This is a genomic window from Actinomyces sp. oral taxon 849 str. F0330, from assembly GCF_000239715.1.
In the GTDB taxonomy this organism is placed as follows: Bacteria; Actinomycetota; Actinomycetes; order Actinomycetales; family Actinomycetaceae; genus Actinomyces; species Actinomyces johnsonii.
The window spans coordinates 395557-417796 of record NZ_JH470350.1 but is presented as its reverse complement, the minus strand read 5'-3'; the positions used below and the strand labels follow the sequence as shown (position 1 = coordinate 417796).

The window sequence follows — 22240 nt, the reverse complement described above, 5'->3', positions numbered from 1 at the left end:
CCTGTCGATCGAGAACTGCGTTGTCCCGCAGACGACTGGGGGCAGACCCCAGTCGTCTGCGGGAGAAGTACGTTCTGGATGGGAAACGCAGTTCCCGATGCGCACGATTGGGCGCCCTGATCGCTGACTAGTTAGGCATTCCTGGGTAAGGGTTACCTTTGATTGGGTAACGTGTTCAATCCCACCTCGCGACGTCTCGTCATGAACTTGCCAGCGTTGAATTCGGCAAGCATGATCTTGGTTAAACTCGTGGCACGACGACCAGTGACGCCCCGCGGCCGATCCTGGGCCGGCCCCCAAGCCGGTTCTTGGGAGCTCTCGGCCAACAAGGACGTGGTCGAACCGGCCGTACACGATCAAGCAGCGAGGCGTCGCAGCGACTAGGGGAGGAGCAGTCATGGCGCAGAACGACGATGACTCTACCCGGGCGCGCGTTCTCGACCTCATTGCTGAGAAGGGGCCGGTCTCGGCGGCCCAGCTCGCCAAGGTCCTGAGTCTGACGCCGGCCGCGGTACGCAGGCACATCACCGCGTTGGAGGAGGCCGAGCAGATCGAGGTCCACAGTCCCGCCCTCTCGGGCAAGCGCGGACGCGGGCGTCCTGCTCGGCACTATGTCCTCACGCCCAAGGCCCGCACCTCCTTCGCGGAGGGCTACTCCGACCTCGCCAATCGCGCCCTGCGCTACCTGTCCCAGGTCGCCGGAGACAAGGCGGTCGACTCCTTCGCTGCGGCACGGGGGCGTGACCTCGAGCGTCGCTACGCCGCCGTCGTCGAGTCGGCGGGCAAGGATCCTTCGGAACGCGCTCGTGCCCTCGCCGACGCTTTGACCCTCGACGGATACGCCGCCTCGGTGCGCGACGTTGGGGACGGCTCCTTCGCCATCCAGCTGTGCCAGGGCAACTGCCCCGTGCGCGACGTCGCCGGGGAGTTCCACGAGCTGTGCGACGCCGAGACGCAGGCGATCTCCCGTCTCGTGGGCGTCCCTGTCCAGCGCCTGGCCACCCTGGCCGGAGGCGAGCACGTCTGCACCACCCATATTCCGATCGCCATACCCGCGCTGCGCAAGCGCGCTGTCCGGGCGGCGGCTAAGACGCGAGGCCTGGAGGCCAAGCGAATGGAAGGAACCCGATGACACTGCCAACAACCGAGACTGCGCGTAGCACCGACGACGAGATTATCGACTCGATCTCAACGAGCTACGACTTCGGCTGGCACGACTCCGACGAGGCCGGCGAGAATGCCAAGCGAGGCCTTGATGAGCAAGTGGTCCGCGAGATCTCCGCCATCAAGGGCGAGCCCGAGTGGATGCTCGCCAAGCGCCTCAAGGCCTACTCCACCTTCGAGCGCAAGCCCATGCCCACCTGGGGTGTGGACCTGTCCCAGCTCGACATGGACGCCGTGAAGTACTACGTGCGCTCCACGGACCGGCCGGCCAACTCCTGGGACGACCTGCCCGAGGACATTAAGAACACCTACGACCGCATCGGCATCCCCGAGGCTGAGCGCGAGCGCCTCGTGGCGGGCGTAGCTGCCCAGTACGAGTCGGAGGTCGTCTACCACCAGATCCGTGGTGACCTGGAGGAGCAGGGGGTCATCTTCGTCGACACCGACACCGCCGTGCGCGAGTACCCCGAGCTCGTCAAGGAGTACTTCGGGACCGTCGTCCCGGCCGGTGATAACAAGTTCGCCGCCCTCAACACGGCCGTGTGGTCCGGAGGCTCCTTCATCTACGTCCCCAAGGGCGTCCACGTCGAGATCCCGCTCCAGGCCTACTTCCGCATCAACACCGAGAACATGGGCCAGTTCGAGCGCACGCTCATCATCGCCGACGAGGACTCCTACGTCCACTACGTCGAGGGATGCACCGCCCCCATCTACTCCACTGACTCCCTGCACTCGGCGATCGTGGAGATCGTGGTCAAGAAGAACGCCCGCGTGCGTTACACGACCATCCAGAACTGGTCCAACAACGTTTACAACTTGGTGACTCAGCGCGCTACCTGCGAGGAGGGCGCCACCATGGAATGGGTCGACGGCAACATCGGTTCCAAGCGGAACATGAAGTACCCGGCAGTCTTCCTCATGGGCCCGCACGCCCGCGGCGAGGCCCTGTCCATCGCCTTCGCCGGCGCGGACCAGCACCAGGACACCGGCGCCAAGATGGTCCACATGGCGCCCCACACCTCCAGCCACATCGTCTCCAAGTCGATCGCCCGCCACGGCGGACGCAGCGCCTACCGCGGCCTGGTGCAGATCATGAAGAACGCCCGCCACTCCAAGTCCAACGTGCTGTGCGACGCGCTCCTGGTCGACGAAATCTCCCGGTCGGACACCTACCCCTACGTCGACGTGCGCACCGACGACGTCGAGATGGGCCACGAGGCCACCGTCTCCAAGGTGAGCGCCGACCAGCTCTTCTACCTCATGCAGCGCGGCCTGACCGAGACCGAGGCCATGGCCACGATCGTGCGCGGCTTCGTCGAGCCCATCGCCCGCGAGCTGCCCATGGAGTACGCCCTCGAGCTCAACCGGCTCATCGAGCTGCAGATGGAGAACTCGGTGGGCTGAGGCCGCTGGGCCGGACCATCTCAGCGAGCGTCTTCAGCTTTTCGAAACACACCTGATCACATCGGCCGGGTACCGGCCAAGGAGCACCTCCACATGCCTGAACTCTCCACCGACCACTCGAGTGCCACGCTCGAGGGCGCCCACTCCCACGGCGGGCCGCGCTACGTCTCCTCGCGCGCTGATCGCCCCACCTCCTTCGACCCCGCCGACATCCCGGTGCCGCGCGGACGCGAGGAGGAGTGGCGCTTCACGCCCATGAAGCGCTTCGCCCCGCTGTTCGACCTTGACACCATCCGCACAGCCACCGCCGCAAGCGAGGCCGATGTCGCCGCCGGAGCCATCCGCGTCGAGGCCGACCTTCCCGAGGGCGCACGCCTCGAGACCGTCCCGCGCAGCGACGCCCGCATCGGCACCGTGGGCGCCCCAGTCGACCGCACCGGCGTCACCGCCTGGAACGGCGTCGAGGCCGCCACCGTGCTGACCCTGGAGTCGGGCGCCCAGCTGGAGCGGGCCGCCAGACTGAACGTCGTCGGCCAGGACCCGGAGCTCGCCCGCCCCACCGCCCAGCACATCCTCGTCGCCGCCGAGTCCGGCGCGAAGGGAACCGTCGTGCTCGACCACACCGGCGCCGCCGCCCTGACCCAGGGAGTCGAGGTGACGGTCGCCGACGGCGCCGAACTCACCCTGGTGACCGTCCAGGGCTGGGAGGACGACGCCGTCCACGCCTCCAACCACCGGGTGAAGGTCACCGGCCGGGGCGTCCTCAAGCACGTCGTCGTCAGCCTCGGCGGAGACGTGCGCATCTGCCCCGACCTGGGCTTCTCCGGCGAGGGCGGGCGCATCGACGCCTACGGCGTCTACTTCACCGACGCCGGCCAACACCAGGAGCACCGCCCCTACGTCGCCCACACCGAGCCCCACTGCTACTCCCGCGTCACCTACAAGGGCGCCCTGCAGGGCGAGGGCGCCCACGCCGTGTGGGTGGGGGACTGCCTCATCGGTCATGCCGCCCGCGGTACCGACACCTACGAGCTCAACCGCAATCTCGTCCTGACCGAGGGCGCCAAGGCCGACTCCGTGCCGAACCTGGAGATCGAGAACGGCAACATCGAGGGCGCGGGCCACGCCAGCGCCACCGGTCGCTTCGACGACTTGCAACTGTTCTACCTGCGCGCCCGCGGCATTCCCGAGGTCGAGGCCCGTCGCCTCGTGGTCCTGGGCTTCTTCAACGAGATCGTCGCCGAGATCGGCGTCGACGAGGTCGAGGAGCGCCTCATGGCCGCCATCGAGAAGGAACTCGAGCTCACCGGTCTCATCGCTGCCCGCACCGACCAGGACCCCGCGCCCAGCGCCGCTCCGGCGGCCGGGTGACGCGCCGGACCCGCACTGCGGCCCGCCCACCCGTAACCTGACCAGAATCCAGCTGAAAGAAACGTCGCATGAGCACTTTGCAGATCAAGAACCTCCACGTCCAGGTGGCCACTAATGACGGCCCCAAGCCCATCCTCAAGGGCGTCGACCTGACCATCGACTCCAATCAGGTCCACGCCATCATGGGACCCAACGGCTCGGGCAAGTCCACCCTGGCCTACTCCATCGCCGGCCATCCCGATTACGAGGTCACCGACGGCGAGGTCCTCCTCGACGGCGTCGACCTGCTCGAGATGAGCGTGGACGAGCGGGCCCGCGCCGGCCTCTTCCTGGCCATGCAGTACCCCGTGGAGGTTCCTGGCGTCACCGTGGCCAACTTCCTGCGCACCGCCAAGACCGCGATCGACGGCGAGGCGCCCAAGGTGCGCCAGTGGGTCGGTGAAGTCAACCAGGCCATGAAGAACCTGCGCATGGACCCGGCCTTCTCCCAGCGCGATGTTAACGCCGGCTTCTCCGGCGGGGAGAAGAAGCGCTTCGAGATCCTCCAGATGGAGCTGCTGCGCCCCCGCTTCGCCATCCTGGATGAGACCGACTCCGGCCTGGACGTCGACGCCCTACGCATCGTCTCCGAGGGCGTCAACCGCCTTCACAGCGAGTCGGACGCCGGCTTCCTGCTCATCACCCACTACACGCGCATCCTGCGCTACATCAAGCCCGACTACGTCCACGTCTTCGTCGACGGGCGCGTGGCCGAGGCCGGCGGCCCCGACCTGGCCGAGCGCCTGGAGGAAGAGGGCTACGACCGCTTCCTCGCCTGACCAGCGCTACTCGTGCGGGAACCGACGACGCGCCGCCGCATACCCGCGTCGTCGGCCCCGGCACTGACAGGGGTACTAAGGTTCCTCGTGACCTCGGCGCCCGGCTGTCGGCGAGCATGCCCGGCACAGTTCGCATCGAATCGGAAAGGCACGTCATGACCCAGTCCACGGCCCCGTCTCCGGGGACCTCCTCCGTAGGCGCGCTCAGTGCCGAGGAGGTCGCCGCGATCCGCTCCGACTTCCCCTACCTCGAGCGACCCGCCCGCAATGGTGAACCGTTGGCCTACCTGGACTGGGCCGCCACGAGCCAGAAGCCCGCCGGCGTCATCGCCACGGAGGCCGACTTCTACCGCACCTCCAACGGTGCGGCGGGCCGCTCGACCTACCAGCTGGCCGACGAGGCCACCGCCACTTTCGAGGACGCCCGTGACGCCGTCGCCTCCTTCGTCGGCGCACGCGGCGGCGAGCTGGTCTTCACCAAGAACGCCACTGAGGCCATCAACCTCGTCGCCCTGGCCATCGGGCATGCCAGCCTGGGCCGATCGGCCGCCCGCGGCGGCGCACCGGCTGCGGCCGACGACCCGGCCCAGCGCCTCGTCATCGGGGAGGGGGACGAGGTCGTCGTCACCCGCGCCGAGCACCACGCCAACCTCGTGCCCTGGCAGGAGCTGTGCGGCCGCACCGGCGCCACCCTGCGCTGGCTGGACCTGACCGAGGACGGACGCCTCGACACCGCCACGCTGGACGTCATCACCGAGCGCACCCGCGTCCTGGCCCTGACCCACGCCTCCAACGTCACCGGTGCGATCACCCCGCTCGACCTCATCGCGCCGCGGGCCCGGCAGGCCGGTGCACTGGTCGTCCTGGACACCTGCCAGTCCGCCGCCCACCTCCCGCTGGACTTCCGCGCCCTCAACGCCGCCGGCGTGGACGCCATGGTGCTCTCCAGCCACAAGATGCTCGGCCCCACCGGCATCGGCGCGCTCGTGGCCACCGAGGAGCTGCTGGCAGCGATGCCGCCGGTGCTCACCGGAGGCTCCATGATCGAGGTCGTCACCATGGAGTCGTCGACTTTCATGAGCGGTCCGCCCCGCTTCGAGGCCGGCAGCCAGCCACTGGCGCAGGCCGCCGGGTGGCGCGCGGCCGTGGAGTACCTCGCTGAGATCGGCCTGGACCGGCTCCACGCCACCGAGCAGGTCCTGACCCGACATGTGCTCGACGGCCTCGCCCAGGTGCCCGGACTGCGCCTGGTGGGCCCCGCCGACACCGCCGACCGCCTGGGCGTGGTCGCCTTCTCCATCGAGGGAGTCCACCCCCACGACGTCGGTCAGGTGCTCGACGCCGCCGGCGTCGCCGTGCGCACCGGGCATCACTGCGCCCAGCCGATCCACCAGCACTTCGGCATCCACGCCTCCTCACGCCTGTCCTTCGGCGCGTGCTCCACGCCCGAAGAGGTGAACCGCTTCCTGTCCGCCATCGCCGACGTCCGTCGCTACTTCCAGAGGTGAGCATGAACGAACTAGACCAGCTCTACCAGCAAGTCATCCTCGACCACTCCCGCGAGCGCCACGGCTCCGGTGCCCTCGATACCCCGGACGCCACCAGCCACCAGGTGAACCCCACCTGCGGCGACGAGGTGACCCTGGGGGTGCGTGTGAAGGACGGCAGGATCGAGGCTGTCGGCTGGGAGGGGGACGGCTGCTCCATCTCCCAGGCCTCCATCTCCGTCATGCACGACCTCGTCGACGGCGTCGACTTGGCCACCGTCGCCCGCCTCGAGGCCGACTTCGACACCCTCATGCACTCGCGTGGCAAGGGCGTCGACGACGCCGTCCTGGACGACCTCGAGGACGGAGCGGCCTTCGAGGGCGTCTCGAAGTACCCCAACCGTGTCAAGTGCGCTCTGTTGGGCTGGATGGCTCTCAAGGACGCACTGGCCAAGTCCGGCGTCGCCCTGCCGGCTGCCGAGACGGCAGATCCCGAGTAGCCCGACCGCCCCACTGCCTGACCACCGTCTAACCTCCGAGGAAGAAGGAGAAGCCATGAGCGAGAACCCCAGCGGGGTGCCGGCTGCCGCCGACAACCCCATGGCCGCCCAGCACGCACCGGCCCCCGTCGCCAGCGCCGAGGGCGTCGACGTCGCCGCCATCGAGGAGGCTCTGCGAGACGTCATCGACCCCGAGCTCGGCATCAATATCGTTGACCTCGGCCTGCTTTACGGGGTGTCCATCGAGCCCGACGGGACCGTCGTGCTCGACATGACCCTGACGACCGCCGCCTGCCCGTTGACCGACGTCATCGAGGAACAGGCCCAACAGGCCCTATCGCTCATCGCTGACAAGGTCCGCATCCAGTGGGTGTGGCTGCCGCCGTGGGGACCGGACAAGATCACCCCCGAGGGCCGCGAGCAGCTGCGCGCCCTGGGCTTCAACGTCTGAGAGCCCTCCGGAGAACACTCCCGGTCAGTTCCTGAAGCCGCCCGCACATCGGTCGCCTCCGGCGTGCGGGCGGCTTTTGTGAGCGCGACGAGGCTTCGGCCGCGCTCAGCGCAGGCCCTCCTCGATGCCGAGGACGGCCTCGCGTAGGACGCGCGCGTGGCTGTGGACGTGGTCGTGGCCGGCGAACAGGAGCGTCACTCGCCCCTTCAGAGCCTCGGATCGCAGGTGCTCGACGGCGGCGACGGCCTCGGGCCGCTCAGTGAGCTCGGCCCGGTAGGCGTCGACGAACTGGGGCCAGGGCAGGTCGCCGTGGTGGAAGGCGCGGCGCAGCTCGGTGGTGGGGGTGGCGTCCTTGGCCCACTCGTCCAGGTCGGCACGTTCCTTGGACACGCCCCGGGGCCAGAGCCGGTCCACCAGGACCCGCGTCCCGTCGTCGGCGTCGGGGTCTTCTCGGATGCCCTTGAGGATCACGTTGTCGGGAGAAGGAAGTTGATCACTCATGTCTTCGACTGTAGCCCGCTTCGCAACCAGTGCGGTGCCATCAGATCTCACAGATCTCAGTGAGCCGAGTAGCTGGTGCAACGCTGCCATGGTGTCCTCCAGCGCCGGTTCGGCTTCTCCGATCCCAGTGGGTTGTGGATCGACGTCGTTGAGCAGATCGAGCCGAGGCCGGGCTACTGGGAGGCCTACCTCAGGTGAGCCGGCTGGGGTTCGTCAGGCCGCTGTATCAGGCACATGGTTCTAAGAGATTGCGGACGATGACGCCCGGTGGATGAGAGATCGCTGCGAGGCGGCAACCAGGTCCATATCGCGGCGAGTCACGCAGTAGGCCGCAATCAACAGGCTGGCTGCCATGATGGCGACCAGCCACAGGCTCCCTCTCTCACCCGCCTGGGCGAGAAGACCGGCATCTCGAACCCACGTCGGAAGATCGAGGACGCCGCCGAGCTGCGCGACCCCCAGTCCCGCCAGCACCGGTGCCCAGGCGAGTCCGCGTCCCCTGGGCCAGGCCCCGCACAGCGCCGTGCCGATCGCCGCCGACGCCAGAGCGGCGGGCCACTGGCCGGCTACCAAGCGCACGGCGTCGATCATGTCCGTATCCAGCTCGGAACGACCGACGTACCCGGCCGCTAACATCGCACAGCTGAGCGTCAGCCCGGAGCCGAGCGCGGACACCAGCCATGAGGCGAGCAGAACCCGTAGGGGCCGGTTCCCGGTGGCCACCGCCGTCTCCAGGCATCCGGAGCGCTCATCCCCGCTGTAGCGCAGCGCCAGGGACACGCCCTGGGCCGCGGCCAGCGCCCCGGCGAGCTGCCCGATGTACCTCAGGAATGCCTCGCCCGGGTCGTCTCCGGATAGAAGCGCCCCCAGGGATCCTCCGCTGATACCGCCCCGCCGGGCCAGATCGACGACGCCGCCGCCCATCGACACCAGCACCCCGGCCACGAGCGAGACCAGGAGCGCCCATGCCAGGCACTGGCGCCTGTTGAGCCTGATGGCCAAAGTCAGGAGTCCACTGACCCTCAGCGATGACGAGCGCCTCACGGGCAGCTGCACCAGCCCCTGACCCAGATCTCTGCGAGAGGCCAGCACCCCGGCCAGCGTCAGCATGACGATGCCGGCCGCTACCGCGATGAGGATGGGGGTCCAGGAGTTGTTCCCGCCGGGATCCGCTTCCGTCCTCAGACGGAAGGGTGAGACCCATCCCGCCCAGTCCCAGTCCTTGGAAGCACTCATCCCGTTGCCCGAGTACAGGAGCCCCACAACGCCCAGTGCGATGCTGCGGCCCGCGGCGGCATCGGGAGCCAGCTGCGCCACGACGAGCGCCGCGAAGGACACCGTCAGACAGTTGGCGGTGAGTACCGCCCCATAGGTCGCGGCGTCGGTGCCATCCGCCTCCTCCAGAGCAAGTAGCCCTGCACCTGCTCCAATTCCCAGGAGCAGGCACTGGAGGGCCAGTGTGAGTCCCTGTCCCACCAGTCCCGCCGCAGGGCCGGTTCCCGTCGAACGGAGCAGCTCGGTGCGCCCCAGGTCCTCCGCGGCGCGCGTCAGCGAGATCGAGCGCAGGGAGATGACGACGCTCAGCACCAGGCATGTCAGCCCTCCGAGCTCCCACGCCGCCACCTGGACGATGCCCGCCGAGGCGGAGAGTCCGCCGTAGAGGAAGCGGGAGGTATCGGAGACCTGGGCCGAGGCCACTGCCCGGGCCAGGTCTTCCGGTGAGGCGTAGGTGTCGCCGTAACCGGGTGCCAGCAGTACGGTCATGAGCCCGGTCACCACGGGCAGTGCCATGAGCCAGACCCGATCCTGGGATACCGCCAGACGGAATGATTGCCAGATCGCAGCGAGACTGCGCGCAGCAGCGCTCATCGTGCCGCCGCCTCGTAGTGCTGGAGGAAGACCTCGTCCAGGGAGGCCGGGGTGCAGGTGACCTCCTGAGCGCCTGCAGCCAGCAGCCGTTGCAATGTCACCGGGACGCGGTCGGCGGGAACCGAAACGCTCAGGCGCCCTTCGGCGTCGGGCTGGGGCAGGGCGGGATCCTTGGCTAGTTCCCGTTGGGCGCCGCGCTCACGGCGCGGTAATCGCAACCACCGACGTCGGCCGGAAGACGAGCTCTGCTCGGGAGGCAGCACGCAGGTGATCCGGGAGGCGCGTAGATGCCTCAGCTCCTCCAGCCGCCCCGACTCCACGGTTCGCCCGTCCTTGATGATGGTCACCGAGTCGCACAGGCGGTCGACCTCGGCCATGATGTGGCTCGACATGAGCACCGTGCGCCCCTGGCCTGCCGCGTACCGCACAGCCTCCACGAACACCTCCGCCTGGAGCGGGTCGAGTCCGGAGGTCGGCTCATCGAGGATCACCAGGTCGCATGGCGCGGCCAGCGCGGCCACGAGTATGACCTTCTGCCGGTTGCCCTTGGAGTAGGAGCGGACCGGTTTATTGGGATCCAGGCGGAAGGCCTCGATGAGGTCGGCCTCGCGCGCCCGGTCGCGCCCGCTGCGCAGGGCGGCGAGGGCATCGAGGGTCTGCGCCCCCGTGAGCGTGGGCCACAGCGCCACGTCTCCGGGAACGTAGGCGCACCGACGTGTGATCCGCTCGGCGTCGTAGCGCGGATCCATGCCCAGAACCCGCACCACGCCGCTGTCGCGGCGGTACATGCCCAGAAGGACGCGGATCGTCGTCGACTTCCCCGCACCGTTGGGGCCCAGGAAACCGTGGATCCGCCCCGTCTCCACCTCCAGGTCGAGACCGTCGAGCGCGCGGAGGGAGCCGAAGGTCTTGACCAGCCCTGAGGCGTCAATGGCAGGGGAGTGATGCCGTGCGGGCAGTACGGACACTGAAGGGGAGGCTGCGATCGTTGGCATGACCCCAGGGTGAGGTGTGACGCTGCGTCGTACGCAAAGCCGACGCGGCAGCATCTGGGCAAGTGCCGCTTACTCGCTCGGGCGCCATCGATCGATCGCGGTGAGAAACTCCCGTTCCAAGGTCCGGGTGAGTCGTGCGTCGGGGTAGCCGGTAGTGGTGATGAGGCGGAAGAGCGCCTGTACCGCCTCGGTGTCGACGCTGTTCGCCAGGTCCGCAAGGTGCTCAGGTGTCAGCCGAGCCTCCAATCGGGACACCATGTCCCGTGCGCGCTGCTCGATCTGCGCGTCTGACAGCTCGGTCGGATCCTGGGAATAGAGGGCCAGTGACTCGGCGTCGTAGCGAGGATCCGGGTCGACGAAGAGGAACTCTGCCTCCGGCGGCATCTGACCGCGGTAGCAGGCCAGGTCGGTCAGGTCCCGCTCCTTGCGCACAGCGCAACGGGTGGCCTCATCGGGAGCGGCCTGTTCCAGCCGGTCGAAGAATGCCGCCATACGCGGGGACATCGGTGAGACAGTCGAACCAGTTCTGGCTCGCTCCAGCAGACCGGAGAGCATGTCTCTCTGCCTGCTCACCTCAGCCAAGTGATCCTCCACGGCGGCCAGGGCCTCGGCCAGGTCTTCGACAACGGAACCGGCTGCCGAACGCGCACCAGCCGCTCCGGCCGCGGGTGCGTCGTCGATCCGCTCGACGCCGGTCGCCTCGGGCTCGTCGAGGACGCGCCTGATGGTCTCCAACGACACGCCTGCCTGCACCAACCAGCGGATTCGGGAGAGCCGGGCCACATGGCCCAGGTCGTAGTCGCGCCAGCCACCACGTTCACCGGGAACCGGAAGCAGCCCCAGCGAGTGGTAGTAGCGCACCGTACGCACCGTCGTCCCGGTCAACTCGGCGATCTCAGCAACGCGCATGGGGACAGTCTCACACGGTACTTGGATCATGATCCGCTCGGATCCACTTGGTGGGGGTTGACCATGGGGAGTGCGAACCGTTTGCCGGGGCATGCCTACGTTGCTACTGTGCCCGCGTGATGACAGGCGGGTCAGGCTTCAACGATGGCAGTGCTGCACCGTCTTGTCCTGCGCAGACGGGAGGGTCCTGGTGAACGGCACGCGAGCCAACCTGCAGGTCGGCGACATGCTGCAGGGAAGTGCAGGCGCCCTGTCGGTCAGGGGCTGCCTGCTTTTCAAGGAGTGGGATACCGAGGACCGCTGCTTCTACTACTGGGAGGAGTGGCAGCTCATTGGTGGCAGCAACGCCGACACCTGGGTCGAGCTCGACCACGACCCCGGCGAGATCCTCTTCTACGAGCCCGTTCGTCTGCAGGAGACGATTGAGCCGTGGGCCCTGACCGTCGGCCAGAGGCTGCAGCTGACGATCAACGGCGCTCCTCACCAGGCTCTCGTTGAGGAGGTCACCACAGGCACGCTCGAGAACGCCATTGGCTCTCCGGTGTGCCCGCTGAACATCGGCGAGACCATGACCTACGTCGAGCTGCGGTTGACAGACCCGGCCGGTGTGACCAGCCGGCTGACCATCGACAGCCACCGTTTCCGTGACCTCCTGGCCTACCGCAAGACACCCTTGTCCACTGCCCAGCAGAAGCAGCTCTTCGGACGCGTCCTCTACAACAGACGGCCCGTCGGTGGTGAGATGAACCGTAAGGTCATCAGGGGTGCTTTCGTCGGCGCGATCGTCAGCGTTGCGCTGGTCGTCGGGATGTTTTCCTCATGCTCTCCCAACCGTCAGTTCAGTGGCGGCGCCGATTCCACCAGTACCTCGGATACCGGCTCCTCCCGGACTTATCGCCACCGCCCTGTCTACGGAGGCGGCGGAGGCGGCGTCGGAAAATAGCCCCGCATACCCCATGGGCGACGGCATTCCAATCGCGCGTTTCAGAAGCCGGGCAGGCGCAGATGGGGATCTCGCCCCGTTTGTCGGGCACCGTCCATGTTGCTACCGTGCTTGCGTGAGTGCGGTGAGTCTGTGTTCTGTCAGCTACAAGATCAGTGGGGCTGAGCCGCACGCGCTCAATGATCTCCCCACCGTCGAGTCGATTCTCCTCGACGCCGCATGGGAAGCGGGACTGACAGCCGTCTCCACTGCGCACCACCGGTTCGAGCCCCAGGGTCTGAGCGCCGTCATCATTCTGTCCGAGTCGCATATCGCCGCCCACACCTGGCCCGAGTCCGGCGACGGTTACGTGACGCTCACCAGCTGCCGCACGCTGACCCCCGCGCAGATCGAGGCTGTGGGGGAGATGGTGCGTCGGCGTTTGCGAGCCCGGCACGTGATCAGCTCGGGGACCACGCTGTGAGTATCAGAGGTGATCTGAGAGTCGGCGAGACGCTTCGGGGAACTTTGCGAGAAAAGAGTCGCACCTACACCGTGATGGGCAGGATTCTTCTTCAACGGAGGAACCAGGCAGATGCGCGCCGCATCCGTTGCGAGCAATGGCGTTTCCTCGACGAGAACGGTAAGGAGCTCTGGCTTGAGATCAATCGTGAAGCCAACGAGGTGGTGCTGCACGAGCCGGTTCCTATTCGGCCGACGATCGATCCGCGCACGCTCGAGGTCGGTCAGACTCGGCAGCTGAAGGCCAATGCTCGATCGTATACCGTTGAGGTCAAGGATGTATACCGGGCCGATATTGAACACGAGACTGGAACCATCCCACATCTGACAGGAGCTGTTACAACAACGACATGCGTCGAGTTCCGGGTAAAAGGGGCGAGGAAGCCGCTTTCCAGTATCGTGATCGATGAGCATCGCCGCCGGGAGCATGAGGCTTATCGCACAGCGGCCCTGTCGCCTGAGCAGCAGTCCAAGGTCTTCGGTCGACCCGTGTATCGACCGTGGTGGGTGCCAGGCGTCGCACGACGGCTTGCCCGGTGGCTCTCCTTGGTGGGCCTTAGACTTCGGGGTAGTTGGAAGTCACCTCTATTCTGGATCATTCCGTTTCTCATTCTGATGGCGATCCTCGAGTGGAATGATGATGACGGTTTCAATCCCGCGGAAGGCGGTTCCTTCTTCCGGAACCGCTCGGTCTACGGAGGCGGAGGTGGTGGCGTCGGAAAATAGTGAAGAATTTGGATCCTCATCCTCTCACTGTTCATACACGAAGGAGAAGACATGTCGCTCATGACCATCGCTCACCACTCATCGGTCGACCTCAACTGGCAGTCACTGCTCAGCACCATCGTCTACGCGGTGCTCGGAGTCGTCCTGCTCATGGTGTTCGCGTTGCTCGTCAACCGCATCTTCCGTCTTGATCTCAGGCGCGAGCTCATCGAAGACCAGAACATCGGCCTGGGGCTCGCCTTCGCCGGTACGGCCATGGCCATCGCCATCATCATCGCAGCCACCATCCTGAGCTGAGCGGCTCGCCATGACCCATGGCCGAATCGGACGACGAGAGAACGTCGCCCTGTTCACCGCGGCCCTGCTCGCCGCGATCGGCGGGCTCATCTATGAGCTCATCCTGGGTACGGCCGCCTCCTACCTCCTGGGCGACTCCGTCCTCAGCTTCAGCCTCGCCACCGGTATCACCCTGTTCGGAATGGGGATCGGCTCGCTGCTGGTCAACCGCTTCCGCGCCGCACCAGCGGTCGTCTTCGGCGTCAGCGAAGTCTTTCTGGGCCTCATCGGCGGCAACTCCGTCCTCTTGCTGTACCTGGCCTTCGGGCGCACCCGCCTGCACTGGGTCGTCTTCGGCAGTATCAGCCTGACCATCGGCATCCTCATCGGCCTGGAGATTCCGCTGCTGGTGCGGACCTTCGCCGCCTTCGGGCGCCGCTCGACCAGCGAGCTGCTCGGCAAGGTCATGGCCATCGATTACTTCGGCTCACTGGTCGCCTCCCTGGTCTTCCCCCTGATCCTCCTGCCGCAGCTCGGCCTCATGCGCGGGGCCTACCTCGTGGGGGCGCTCAACGTCCTGGTCGCGGTCCTCGTCCTGCTCCAGGTGCGCACACCTCGCAAGATCCTGTGGGCGGCCACCGCCGCCGTCGTGGCACTGGTCGGCATGTTTGCGGCTGCCAACCGCATCGAGCGCAGCGTGGAGGCGCTGACCTACAACGACCCGGTCGTCTACTACCAGCAGACCGCCTACCAGAAGGTGGTCCTCACCGACTACCGCAACGACCTGCGCATGTACCTCAACGGACAGCTCCAGTTCTCCAGCCTGGACGAGGCCAGGTACCACGAGACCCTGTCCGCCAGCGCCATGACCTCGGTGAAGGATCCTGCGCACATCCTCGTGCTCGGTGGCGGTGACGGTCTGCTGGCGCGGGAGATCCTGCGCTACCCCAGCGTCAAGGACGTTACCATCGTGGATATCGATCCCGGCGTCACCGAGCTGGCGCGAAGCAACCGCCTGCTCAAGGACCTCAACAAGGCATCCCTGTCCGATTCCAGAGTGAGCGTCGTCAACGACGACGCCTTCACCTACGTCCGGGACTCCGGGGCGACCTACGACGTTGTTCTTGTCGACCTGGTCGACCCCTCCAACGAGAAGCTCGCCAAGCTCTACTCCACCGAGTTCTACCGGAATGTCGAAGCGCGGCTGGCTCCCGAGGGCGTCATGGTCACCCAGGCAACCTCCACTTTTTTCTCGCCCCACGCCTTCTCCACAGTGGCCAGCACCGTTGCCACCTCCCAACCGGATCGGCAGATTCTGCCCTTCTCGACCAACATCCCCTCCTTCGGGGAGTGGGGCTTCGTGCTGTCCACCAAGACGCCGCAGAACCTCATCAGCCAGCCGCTGCCCGAGGGACTGACCTACCAGGACCGGAAGACCCTGGAGTTCATCATGCGAACCAAACCGGCCCGCACCGAGACCATGGAGCCATCTACTCTCCTGCATCCGCGGATCGTCGAGGTCTACAACCGAGACATGCGGCAGTGGCGCTACTACTGAATCACCCGGGAAGAGGCGGCGAAGTCGGTTCGGTCTGAATCGTTCCGGAAGCGACTTCGCCGCTACGTCGTCACCGCACCGAGGTCGGCCGCTTTCTCATCTCAGGATTCTGATGGTCAGCCAGGCGGCGATCCCGGCGATCATCACACAGCTCATCAGGGACACGATGACCGCCATGCCGAGGATGAACAGATAGAGCATCGATGTCAGCGTTGTCAGCCAGATGAGTGCGACGCGAGCAGCGCGAGGAAGTGCCGTCGCCAGGCATCCCCCGGCGGCGACGATCACCAGCCCGCTGACGGCGAAGCTCATGAAGTCGGGGCTCAGTACATTGACGGACTCGAGCGTTCCTCCCCAGATGATGATGAGGAGGCCGCAGACGGCCAGGCATGCTCCGGCGATGTTTCGTCCGCTCAGTTGTGGCCGGGTCGACTTGTCGTGGTTCGTTGCTGTCATGTTGTTGCTTTCCTTTCGATGATGCGATGCGCAGTTGTCGCCAAGACGTCTGTCTATCTGCCGTTGGCTGAAGCCGCGAGCTCCCGCCCCCAGCTGTGGGCGTCGGTCTTCTCTCCATCGGCCAGTGGACCCTTGCTCGCCGTGACCACGAAGCTCCTGACCGACGACGTCCGCCGACCCTGATGACGCTGCAGCGCCTTGGCGATCGCCTTGGCCGCTGAACCGCTGAGCCATCCCTTGGAGATGACCGTGTCGAAGGCAGCGGCGTCGGTGGATGCCGGGATCGCCGTGGTCGCCAGCCACTCGCCGATCCCGGGGGATGCCTCGCCCGACCCTGCCTGCTCACGGGCCTTGGTCCGTGAGACCGCAGTCGGCAGGCCCCGGTTGTGTGTGGGGGCTCCCAGCACGAGCAGATCCAGGTCTGCGGGCAGGGCACTCGGAGCCTGGGAGACGTCGACGACCTGGGTGTCGACGCCTCCCTCGATCATCCCAGCGGCGACAGCCTCGGCGATGAGCCGGGTATTGCCGAAGTAGGACTCAACAACGATGAGTGCCGTGGCCATGGTCTCCTCCTAAGGGCCGGTACCGGTGATGACGCCGGTGCTGAATGCGTCATGATCACAGCGTCGGGTGTGACGCCACGTCGCACGCAAACGGGGCCCGCCGCTCAGAAGGCGACAGGCCCCGTCAGGCCGCGGAGATCGGTGGAGAGGGGAGACGAGTGAGAGCGACGAACGGCGTCGCCGCGTCCGTCTCAGAGCTGGGAAGCGTCGACGGCGAAGGTGTTGCAGGCCTGGACCGAGCCAGAGTTCATCCCGGTGGTGAACCAGCGAACGCGCTGCTCGGACGAGCCATGGGTCCAGGTATCGGAGTCGATGTGCCCCTTGGCCCGTTCCTGGATGTGGTCGTCACCGACGGCTTCGGCCGCTCCCAGCGCACCGTTGATCTCCTCGCTGCTGGGACGGTTGAGGAAGGGTTTGCCGGTCTCCGGGTCGGGGGTGGAGGAGGCGTGGTTGACCCAGATTCCCGCGTAGCAGTCCGCCTGAAGCTCCAGGCGGACCGAGTCCGACGTCGCGCCGCTGCCCGAGCGGTCGGCTTTGGCCATCTGCCCGGTCAGGTGCTGGATATGGTGGCCGAACTCATGGGCCACGATGTACTCCTCCGCCAGGGGCGTGTCCGTGGCCCCCAGCGACTTCTCCATCTCGGAGAAGAAGCTCATGTCCAGGTAGACCGTCTGGTCCCCCGAGCAGTAGAAGGGCCCCACCGCCGAGGAGGCGTTGCCGCAGGCCGAGGAGATCCGGGTGCCGTCCCACAGGACGAACTCGGGCTTGGCGTAGGTGAGCCCCGCCTGGGCGGGCAGCTGGTCCGTCCACACCGCGTCGAGGGACTCGGCGGTGGCCACCATGCGGCACTGGGTGTACTTGTTGGCACTCTCCCCGCTGGTGCACATAGAGGTATCGATCGACGAGGTCGTCGATATCGTCCTCCCAGCCTGCTGCGCCCCCAGCATGGCGGACAGGTCCACCCCCGTGAGCTGGGAGATGAGGACGACGGCGATGACGGTCAGGATCGAGCCGCCGCCGATCATCGCGCCCCGGCCTCCGCCGGAACGGGTCTGGACCCGGTTGGGATCGATCTGGATATCGCGGTTGAAGGACACGGACCACCTCTGAGAACACACCTGTGATGGGGCTCGAACTGCCCCCACGCTACCGTGATACCGCCCCCGGCGCGAAGCAAGGACCACCAGAAGCGAGACCGCCCGGACCGAGCGCGGCTGCGGGGTCGTATTAACCGCGCCGGGGTAGCCTGGCACCGTGCTCTACGACCTGCTGTACAAGACCGTCCTGACCCGTATCGACCCCGAGCTGATCCACGATGTGTGCATGGACGCGATCGAGGTGACCGGCAAGGTTCCCCTCGTCAGGGACGTGGTGCGCCAGATGTGGGGGCGCCGACCGGCGTTCCCCGTGCCCTCGGCTAACCAGGGCGGCCCCTTCGCCCGCCCCGTCCCAGGCGTCCTGGGGCTCGCGGCCGGAATGGACAAGGAGGGGCAGGCCATTGAGGGCCTGGACATGCTCGGCTTCGGCTTCATCGAGGTCGGCACCTTCACCGCCCGTGCTCAAGGCGGCAACGACAAGCCCCGCATGTGGCGCTACCCCCAGATGCGGGCCGTGCGCAACCGCATGGGCTTCAACAACTCCGGTGCCGACGAAGCCGCCAGGCGGTTGCGCGCCCTGCGCCGCACACCGCGGGGGCGTTCCATCGTCGTCGGCGCGAATATCGGCAAGACCAAGGTGACACCCCTTGAGGACGCGGTTGAGGACTACCGCTACTCGGCCGCCGCGGTTGCCCGCTGGGTCGATTACCTCGTCGTCAACGTCTCCAGTCCCAACACCCCCGGGCTGCGCAGCCTGCAGAGCGTCGAGGCGCTGCGCCCGATCCTGGAGGCGGTGCGCGAGGCCGCGGACCGCGCGGCGAGGCGCCACGTCCCGCTCCTGGTCAAGATCGCCCCGGACCTTGCCGATGAGGATCTCGACGCCGTCGCCGACCTGGTCCTGGATCTGGAGCTGGATGGAGTCGTGGCCACCAACACCACCATCGACCACGACCTGGGGGAGGGCGGTCTGTCCGGTGCGCCGCTCCTGCCCCGCTCCCTGGAGGTCGTGCGCCGCCTGCGCGGCAGGCTGGGGGAGGGACCCATCATCATCGGCGTCGGCGGCATCTCCTCCATCATGGACGCCGAGCTCATGCTCGACGCCGGAGCGGACCTGCTCCAGGCCTACACGGCCTTCATCTACAACGGGCCGGCCTGGCCGGGGCGGATCAACCGGGCCCTGGCCACCGTCCCGGCCGGATCCGCGGGCCGTGCATGGCGCTGACCCCCGTTTTTCTTCAGACGGGGCGCTTTTCCATGGAGGACTACCAGCTGCTCGGGCCCATGAGGCGCCCCGCCGGGGGGAACCGGTCGGAAAAGGTCAGGACGGGTACTGGCCCCGCTTGACCAGGGCAGCCGGACGGCGCCAGCGCCGCAGCATGAAGCAGCGCGACATGATATAGAAGAAGATCGTCCCCTCGTCCTTGACCCGCTCGGCTCCGAACTTCTTGACGAGGCGTTGGCGCAACCGGTGCCAGCACCAAGCGGCATCGGCGATCGCCAGCAGCAGGTAGCCGTTCATCGCCAGCACGACGTAGAAGCTGACCATCGGGTACTGGGGCAGGATACGGCTGAACCCGAAGGAGAAAATGAGCAAGACGAAGACGAGAGGCATGAAGAACTCGCCCAGGTTAAAGCGCGCATCGACGTAGTCGCGGATGTAGCGCTTGACCGGCCCCTTCTCCCGGGATGGAAGGTACTTCTCCTCACCGGTCACCATCGCCTCGTTCTGCCGCTTCCAGGCCTCGTCACGGGCCGCCCGCGCCTCCCGCTTAGCGGCCTGACGGTCTTTGGGAACCACGGGGTGCAGATTCTTGGCCTGCTGGTCCTTGCGCCTGGGAGTGGGGCGCCCTTTGCCAACGGGTTTGGGGCTGGGCTCGGCCGCAGGCTCCGGTTCGGGGGTCTGGCTGCGCTTCTTGAACAGGCTCACGGTGCACAGACTAGCGGCAGCGGCGCGATACCCTGAAAACCATGATCACCGTTGATGCCGTGCGCACCGCCGTGCACACCTCCATGCCCGCCATCGTCTCCGACCTGACAGACCTGGTCGCGATCCCCTCGGTCTCCGCCTCCAGTCATGACCAGGCCCAGGTCCGGCGCTCCGCCGAGGCCGTCGCCGCGCTTCTGCGCGACAGCGGCCTGGATGCCGAGATCCTCTCCGTGCCCACTCCGGACGGCACCCCGGGGAGGCCCGCCGTCCTCGCCCACAAGGAGGGGCCCCAGGGCAGTCCGCACGTCCTTCTCTACTCCCACCACGACGTCCAGCCCGTCGGCGACCCGGCCGGCTGGGACCAGGTCGACCCCTTCACCGCCGAGCGGCGCGGCGAGCGGCTCTTCGGTCGTGGCACCTCCGACGACAAGGCCGGCGTCATCACCCACGCTCACGCCCTGCGCACCCTGGCGTCCCTGGCTGCCGGTGAGCTGCCCTGTTCAGTGACTGTCTTCGTCGAGGGAGAGGAGGAGGTCGGCAGCCCCTCATTCGAAAACTTCCTGAGGACCTATCGAGACCGGCTGGCCTCCGATGTCATCGTCGTGGCCGATTCCTCAAACTGGAAGGTCGGCACCCCCTCCCTGACGACCTCGCTGCGCGGCGTCGTCCAGGTCGACGTCCGTCTCGACATGCTCGACCATGCGCTTCACTCCGGCCAGTACGGCGGTCCTGTCCTAGACGCCGCCACCGCCATGTGCCGCCTGATCGCCTCCTGCCACGACGCGTCCGGCGATGTCGCCATCTGCGGGCTCATCAGCCGGTCCCGGGCCGACGCCGACTTCCCGGACTACCCGGAGGCCGACTTCCGTGCGGACGCCGGGGTCCTCGACGGCGTCGAGCTCGCCGGTACCGGCGACCTCACCGCGAGGCTGTGGACCAAGCCTTCCCTGACCCTTATCGGTATGGATATCACTCCTCTGGATCTGGCCGGTAACGTCCTGGCCCCCTCGTGCACCGCCCGCCTCTCGCTGCGAATCGCCCCCGGGCAGGATCCCGTCGAGGCTCAGGAGGCGCTGGCCGCCCACCTGGAGAAGCACGTGCCCTTCGGCGGCCGGCTGACCGTCAGCGGCCGCGAGGCCGGTCCCGCCTTCGACGGCTCCGAGGTCACTCCCGCCTCCGAAGCGGCCCATTGGGCGCTGTCCACCGCCTGGGCCACCGAGGCCGTCAACATCGGCCAGGGCGGTTCCATCCCCTTCATCGCCACCCTGAAGGAGACCTTCCCGGACGCCCAGGTGCTCGTCACCGGGATCGAGGACCCCGACACCCGCGCTCACAGCGAGAACGAGTCCATGCACCTGGGCGAGCTGGAGCGCATCGTGGTCGCCGAGGCGCTCCTCCTGGCCCGCCTCAGTGGGGCCATCTCCTCGTGACGAGCCCCGTCCGCAGCGCCCACGGCCCGACGGTCACGGCATGAGGGTCTTGCTCGCTCCCGGCGGCCTGTGGCCTGAACCCGCCGGAGTGTCCGTGGTCGGATCGGCAGGCGGCCTGCCGGCCGGATGCGTCGCCGGCTGCCTGGCGCGCGGCTGGCGCTCGTCCCGGCCGGACGATGTTCTGACCCTTCTGCCCATGGTCGACGGCGGCCCGGGTTCGGCCCAGGCGATCTGCCCGGAGCGGATCGCCTCCCGCGAGGCCATTCAGGGGCGGGGGCCGCTCGGACAAGTCCGGGAGGTCGACCTGGTGCGGCTGGTTCCCGGTCCTCAGCGAGCGGGGAGCCGGCGCCCCGGCGAGGGCAGAACCTGGTTCCTCGACGCCGCCCGGCTCCTGGCGCTTCCCGCCGATCCAGACGAGGGAACCCAGGAGGCCCTTCAGGGCAGCACATACGGCCTGGGACAGGCCATCGGCGCCGCCCTGAGCCGCACGCACTCCTCCGACACGCTCCTGGTCGGACTGTCGCGCTCGGCTGTCCACGACGGCGGGGCAGGAGCGCTCGATGCTCTCGGCGGCGTCGCTGCGGCCATGGACCTTCTGGCCGGCCGCAGCCTCGGGCTGGTTCTGGCCGATGACATCGCCCTGGGGGGTATGAACGGCGCCGGGGCGGCACTGGCCGACGTGACCTCCTTGGGGCCCCGGCAGGCCCAGGAACTGGATCGCCGTGCCTGCGCCGCGGCCACGGAAGCCGTCAATGCGACCAGCGCCATCCGGAAAAGCTCCTCCGGCGGGCAGAGAACGCTCCCCGTCGTCTCCGCACTCGACGGCGCACAGATGCCGTCGGCCTCCGCCGCCGCGGATTCCGGAGGGATGGGCCGGCTGGGCGCCTCCGTCTGGGGAACGGGGGCGGCTGGTGGCAGCGCGATGGCGCTGCGGGCCCTGGGCACGTGGGCGAGGCCCGGCGCCCGCGTCATGGCGGAGATCCTCGGCCTTCCCGAGGCGGTCCTCGGCCAGGACCTCGTGGTCACGGCGTCGGGTGAGCTCTACGACGTTCTGGCCGACAGCATCGTCGGCGTCGTCGGGCAGCACGCCGCCTCGCAGGCACTGCCCTGTGCCCTGGTGTGCGGGCGCTGCGCCACTACTCGCGGCGAGCTGGCCAGTGCCGGTATCTCCACCTCCTACAGCGTGCAAGAGCCCCACTCCGTCGAGTCCTGGGACGCGGGCAGTCCCGATGCGCTGGAGGCGCGGCTGACGGACCTGGGGGCGCGACTGGCCCGGACCTGGTCGCGCTGAGTC

The 22240-nt window shown here is 67.6% G+C and carries 23 protein-coding genes; 15 read left to right on the top strand and 8 right to left on the bottom strand.

Annotated features, from left to right (window positions below):
* Positions 1-397: 397 nt before the first annotated feature.
* The 7 genes from HMPREF0975_RS05655 to HMPREF0975_RS05625 all read left to right on the top strand — a co-directional run bounded on the left by HMPREF0975_RS05655 (position 398) and on the right by HMPREF0975_RS05625 (position 7195).
* Complete coding sequence (locus tag HMPREF0975_RS05655) at positions 398-1132, top strand: helix-turn-helix transcriptional regulator (RefSeq protein ID WP_009233189.1); 735 nt, start codon at positions 398-400, stop codon at positions 1130-1132.
* On the top strand, positions 1129-2568 hold the full coding sequence (gene sufB, locus HMPREF0975_RS05650; protein WP_009233188.1) for a Fe-S cluster assembly protein SufB: 1440 nt from the start codon (positions 1129-1131) through the stop codon (positions 2566-2568). Before HMPREF0975_RS05655 ends, sufB begins: the two co-directional genes overlap by 4 nt.
* 93 nt (positions 2569-2661) lie before the next feature.
* A complete protein-coding gene (gene sufD / locus HMPREF0975_RS05645; protein ID WP_009233187.1) occupies positions 2662-3939 on the top strand; it encodes a Fe-S cluster assembly protein SufD in 1278 nt (425 codons plus the stop codon).
* A 68-nt stretch (positions 3940-4007) separates the two neighbouring features.
* The gene (gene sufC, locus HMPREF0975_RS05640) at positions 4008-4757 is read left to right on the top strand and encodes a Fe-S cluster assembly ATPase SufC (protein WP_009233186.1); all 750 of its coding nucleotides are present in this window, start codon (positions 4008-4010) and stop codon (positions 4755-4757) included.
* Positions 4758-4912: 155 nt separating this feature from the next.
* Positions 4913-6265 (top strand): SufS family cysteine desulfurase, encoded by a 1353-nt coding sequence (locus HMPREF0975_RS05635; RefSeq protein WP_009233185.1) that lies wholly within the window; start codon positions 4913-4915, stop codon positions 6263-6265.
* A gap of 2 nt (positions 6266-6267) precedes the next feature.
* Positions 6268-6744: a Fe-S cluster assembly sulfur transfer protein SufU gene (sufU, locus tag HMPREF0975_RS05630; protein WP_009233184.1), complete on the top strand. Its 477-nt coding sequence runs from the start codon at positions 6268-6270 to the stop codon at positions 6742-6744.
* Between the two features lie 55 nt (positions 6745-6799).
* Entirely contained in the window at positions 6800-7195 is a 396-nt protein-coding gene (locus HMPREF0975_RS05625; protein WP_009233183.1) for an iron-sulfur cluster assembly protein, read from the top strand.
* A gap of 105 nt (positions 7196-7300) precedes the next feature.
* Here the strand turns inward: HMPREF0975_RS05625 and HMPREF0975_RS05620 are convergent, their stop codons facing one another.
* The 4 genes from HMPREF0975_RS05620 to HMPREF0975_RS05605 form a co-directional block, all read right to left on the bottom strand.
* Positions 7301-7696 carry a DUF488 domain-containing protein gene (locus HMPREF0975_RS05620; protein WP_049939474.1) on the bottom strand — a complete coding sequence of 132 codons (396 nt, stop codon included), beginning with the start codon at positions 7694-7696 and terminating at the stop codon, positions 7301-7303.
* Positions 7697-7936: 240 nt separating this feature from the next.
* On the bottom strand, positions 7937-9565 hold the full coding sequence (locus tag HMPREF0975_RS05615) for a membrane protein (RefSeq protein WP_009233181.1): 1629 nt from the start codon (positions 9563-9565) through the stop codon (positions 7937-7939).
* Positions 9562-10560 (bottom strand): ABC transporter ATP-binding protein, encoded by a 999-nt coding sequence (locus tag HMPREF0975_RS05610; protein ID WP_009233180.1) that lies wholly within the window; start codon positions 10558-10560, stop codon positions 9562-9564. Before HMPREF0975_RS05610 ends, HMPREF0975_RS05615 begins: the two co-directional genes overlap by 4 nt.
* A 69-nt stretch (positions 10561-10629) precedes the next feature.
* Positions 10630-11469 carry a MerR family transcriptional regulator gene (locus tag HMPREF0975_RS05605; protein ID WP_039892976.1) on the bottom strand — a complete coding sequence of 280 codons (840 nt, stop codon included), beginning with the start codon at positions 11467-11469 and terminating at the stop codon, positions 10630-10632.
* 190 nt (positions 11470-11659) lie between these two features.
* Between HMPREF0975_RS05605 and HMPREF0975_RS05600 the strand changes: the two genes are divergently transcribed.
* The 5 genes from HMPREF0975_RS05600 to HMPREF0975_RS05585 all read left to right on the top strand — a co-directional run bounded on the left by HMPREF0975_RS05600 (position 11660) and on the right by HMPREF0975_RS05585 (position 15473).
* Positions 11660-12412, top strand: a complete 753-nt coding sequence (locus tag HMPREF0975_RS05600; RefSeq protein WP_009233178.1) for a hypothetical protein — start codon at positions 11660-11662, stop codon at positions 12410-12412.
* A 124-nt stretch (positions 12413-12536) separates the two neighbouring features.
* The gene (locus tag HMPREF0975_RS05595) at positions 12537-12875 is read left to right on the top strand and encodes an S-adenosylmethionine decarboxylase family protein (protein WP_198009148.1); all 339 of its coding nucleotides are present in this window, start codon (positions 12537-12539) and stop codon (positions 12873-12875) included.
* Positions 12872-13639: a hypothetical protein gene (locus tag HMPREF0975_RS14770; protein WP_083840726.1), complete on the top strand. Its 768-nt coding sequence runs from the start codon at positions 12872-12874 to the stop codon at positions 13637-13639. The genes HMPREF0975_RS05595 and HMPREF0975_RS14770 overlap by 4 nt, the downstream gene beginning before the upstream one ends.
* 51 nt (positions 13640-13690) lie before the next feature.
* Positions 13691-13936 carry a DUF350 domain-containing protein gene (locus tag HMPREF0975_RS05590; RefSeq protein WP_009233175.1) on the top strand — a complete coding sequence of 82 codons (246 nt, stop codon included), beginning with the start codon at positions 13691-13693 and terminating at the stop codon, positions 13934-13936.
* Between the two features lie 10 nt (positions 13937-13946).
* Positions 13947-15473, top strand: coding sequence for a polyamine aminopropyltransferase (locus HMPREF0975_RS05585; RefSeq protein ID WP_009233174.1), 1527 nt, complete (start codon positions 13947-13949; stop codon positions 15471-15473).
* 96 nt (positions 15474-15569) lie between these two features.
* On the opposite strand, the gene HMPREF0975_RS05580 is transcribed toward HMPREF0975_RS05585, so the two are convergent.
* The 3 genes from HMPREF0975_RS05580 to ypfJ form a co-directional block, all read right to left on the bottom strand.
* On the bottom strand, positions 15570-15929 hold the full coding sequence (locus tag HMPREF0975_RS05580) for a hypothetical protein (protein ID WP_009233173.1): 360 nt from the start codon (positions 15927-15929) through the stop codon (positions 15570-15572).
* Positions 15930-15982: 53 nt separating this feature from the next.
* Positions 15983-16492 carry a flavodoxin family protein gene (locus HMPREF0975_RS05575; RefSeq protein ID WP_009233172.1) on the bottom strand — a complete coding sequence of 170 codons (510 nt, stop codon included), beginning with the start codon at positions 16490-16492 and terminating at the stop codon, positions 15983-15985.
* 191 nt (positions 16493-16683) lie between these two features.
* A complete protein-coding gene (gene ypfJ, locus HMPREF0975_RS05570; protein WP_009233171.1) occupies positions 16684-17589 on the bottom strand; it encodes a KPN_02809 family neutral zinc metallopeptidase in 906 nt (301 codons plus the stop codon).
* Between the two features lie 157 nt (positions 17590-17746).
* Between ypfJ and HMPREF0975_RS05565 the strand changes: the two genes are divergently transcribed.
* Positions 17747-18811 carry a quinone-dependent dihydroorotate dehydrogenase gene (locus HMPREF0975_RS05565; protein ID WP_009233170.1) on the top strand — a complete coding sequence of 355 codons (1065 nt, stop codon included), beginning with the start codon at positions 17747-17749 and terminating at the stop codon, positions 18809-18811.
* 96 nt (positions 18812-18907) lie between these two features.
* Here the strand turns inward: HMPREF0975_RS05565 and HMPREF0975_RS05560 are convergent, their stop codons facing one another.
* Complete coding sequence (locus tag HMPREF0975_RS05560) at positions 18908-19516, bottom strand: DUF3043 domain-containing protein (protein WP_009233169.1); 609 nt, start codon at positions 19514-19516, stop codon at positions 18908-18910.
* Positions 19517-19557: 41 nt separating this feature from the next.
* Here HMPREF0975_RS05560 and HMPREF0975_RS05555 point away from each other — a divergent pair, with 41 nt between their 5' ends.
* Both HMPREF0975_RS05555 and HMPREF0975_RS05550 read left to right on the top strand, forming a co-directional pair.
* A complete protein-coding gene (locus HMPREF0975_RS05555) occupies positions 19558-20946 on the top strand; it encodes a dipeptidase (protein ID WP_009233168.1) in 1389 nt (462 codons plus the stop codon).
* Between the two features lie 40 nt (positions 20947-20986).
* Entirely contained in the window at positions 20987-22237 is a 1251-nt protein-coding gene (locus HMPREF0975_RS05550) for a glycerate kinase (RefSeq protein ID WP_009233167.1), read from the top strand.
* Positions 22238-22240 lie beyond the last annotated feature (3 nt).

Coding starts and splice junctions, on each gene's coding strand:
- HMPREF0975_RS05655 (WP_009233189.1), top strand. CDS start 398: ATGGCGCAGAACGACGATGACTCTACCCGGGCGCGCGTTCTCGACCTC.
- sufB (WP_009233188.1), top strand. CDS start 1,129: ATGACACTGCCAACAACCGAGACTGCGCGTAGCACCGACGACGAGATT.
- sufD (WP_009233187.1), top strand. CDS start 2,662: ATGCCTGAACTCTCCACCGACCACTCGAGTGCCACGCTCGAGGGCGCC.
- sufC (WP_009233186.1), top strand. CDS start 4,008: ATGAGCACTTTGCAGATCAAGAACCTCCACGTCCAGGTGGCCACTAAT.
- HMPREF0975_RS05635 (WP_009233185.1), top strand. CDS start 4,913: ATGACCCAGTCCACGGCCCCGTCTCCGGGGACCTCCTCCGTAGGCGCG.
- sufU (WP_009233184.1), top strand. CDS start 6,268: ATGAACGAACTAGACCAGCTCTACCAGCAAGTCATCCTCGACCACTCC.
- HMPREF0975_RS05625 (WP_009233183.1), top strand. CDS start 6,800: ATGAGCGAGAACCCCAGCGGGGTGCCGGCTGCCGCCGACAACCCCATG.
- HMPREF0975_RS05620 (WP_049939474.1), bottom strand. CDS start 7,696: ATGAGTGATCAACTTCCTTCTCCCGACAACGTGATCCTCAAGGGCATC.
- HMPREF0975_RS05615 (WP_009233181.1), bottom strand. CDS start 9,565: ATGAGCGCTGCTGCGCGCAGTCTCGCTGCGATCTGGCAATCATTCCGT.
- HMPREF0975_RS05610 (WP_009233180.1), bottom strand. CDS start 10,560: ATGCCAACGATCGCAGCCTCCCCTTCAGTGTCCGTACTGCCCGCACGG.
- HMPREF0975_RS05605 (WP_039892976.1), bottom strand. CDS start 11,469: ATGCGCGTTGCTGAGATCGCCGAGTTGACCGGGACGACGGTGCGTACG.
- HMPREF0975_RS05590 (WP_009233175.1), top strand. CDS start 13,691: ATGTCGCTCATGACCATCGCTCACCACTCATCGGTCGACCTCAACTGG.
- HMPREF0975_RS05585 (WP_009233174.1), top strand. CDS start 13,947: ATGACCCATGGCCGAATCGGACGACGAGAGAACGTCGCCCTGTTCACC.
- HMPREF0975_RS05580 (WP_009233173.1), bottom strand. CDS start 15,929: ATGACAGCAACGAACCACGACAAGTCGACCCGGCCACAACTGAGCGGA.
- HMPREF0975_RS05575 (WP_009233172.1), bottom strand. CDS start 16,492: ATGGCCACGGCACTCATCGTTGTTGAGTCCTACTTCGGCAATACCCGG.
- HMPREF0975_RS05555 (WP_009233168.1), top strand. CDS start 19,558: ATGATCACCGTTGATGCCGTGCGCACCGCCGTGCACACCTCCATGCCC.
- HMPREF0975_RS05550 (WP_009233167.1), top strand. CDS start 20,987: ATGAGGGTCTTGCTCGCTCCCGGCGGCCTGTGGCCTGAACCCGCCGGA.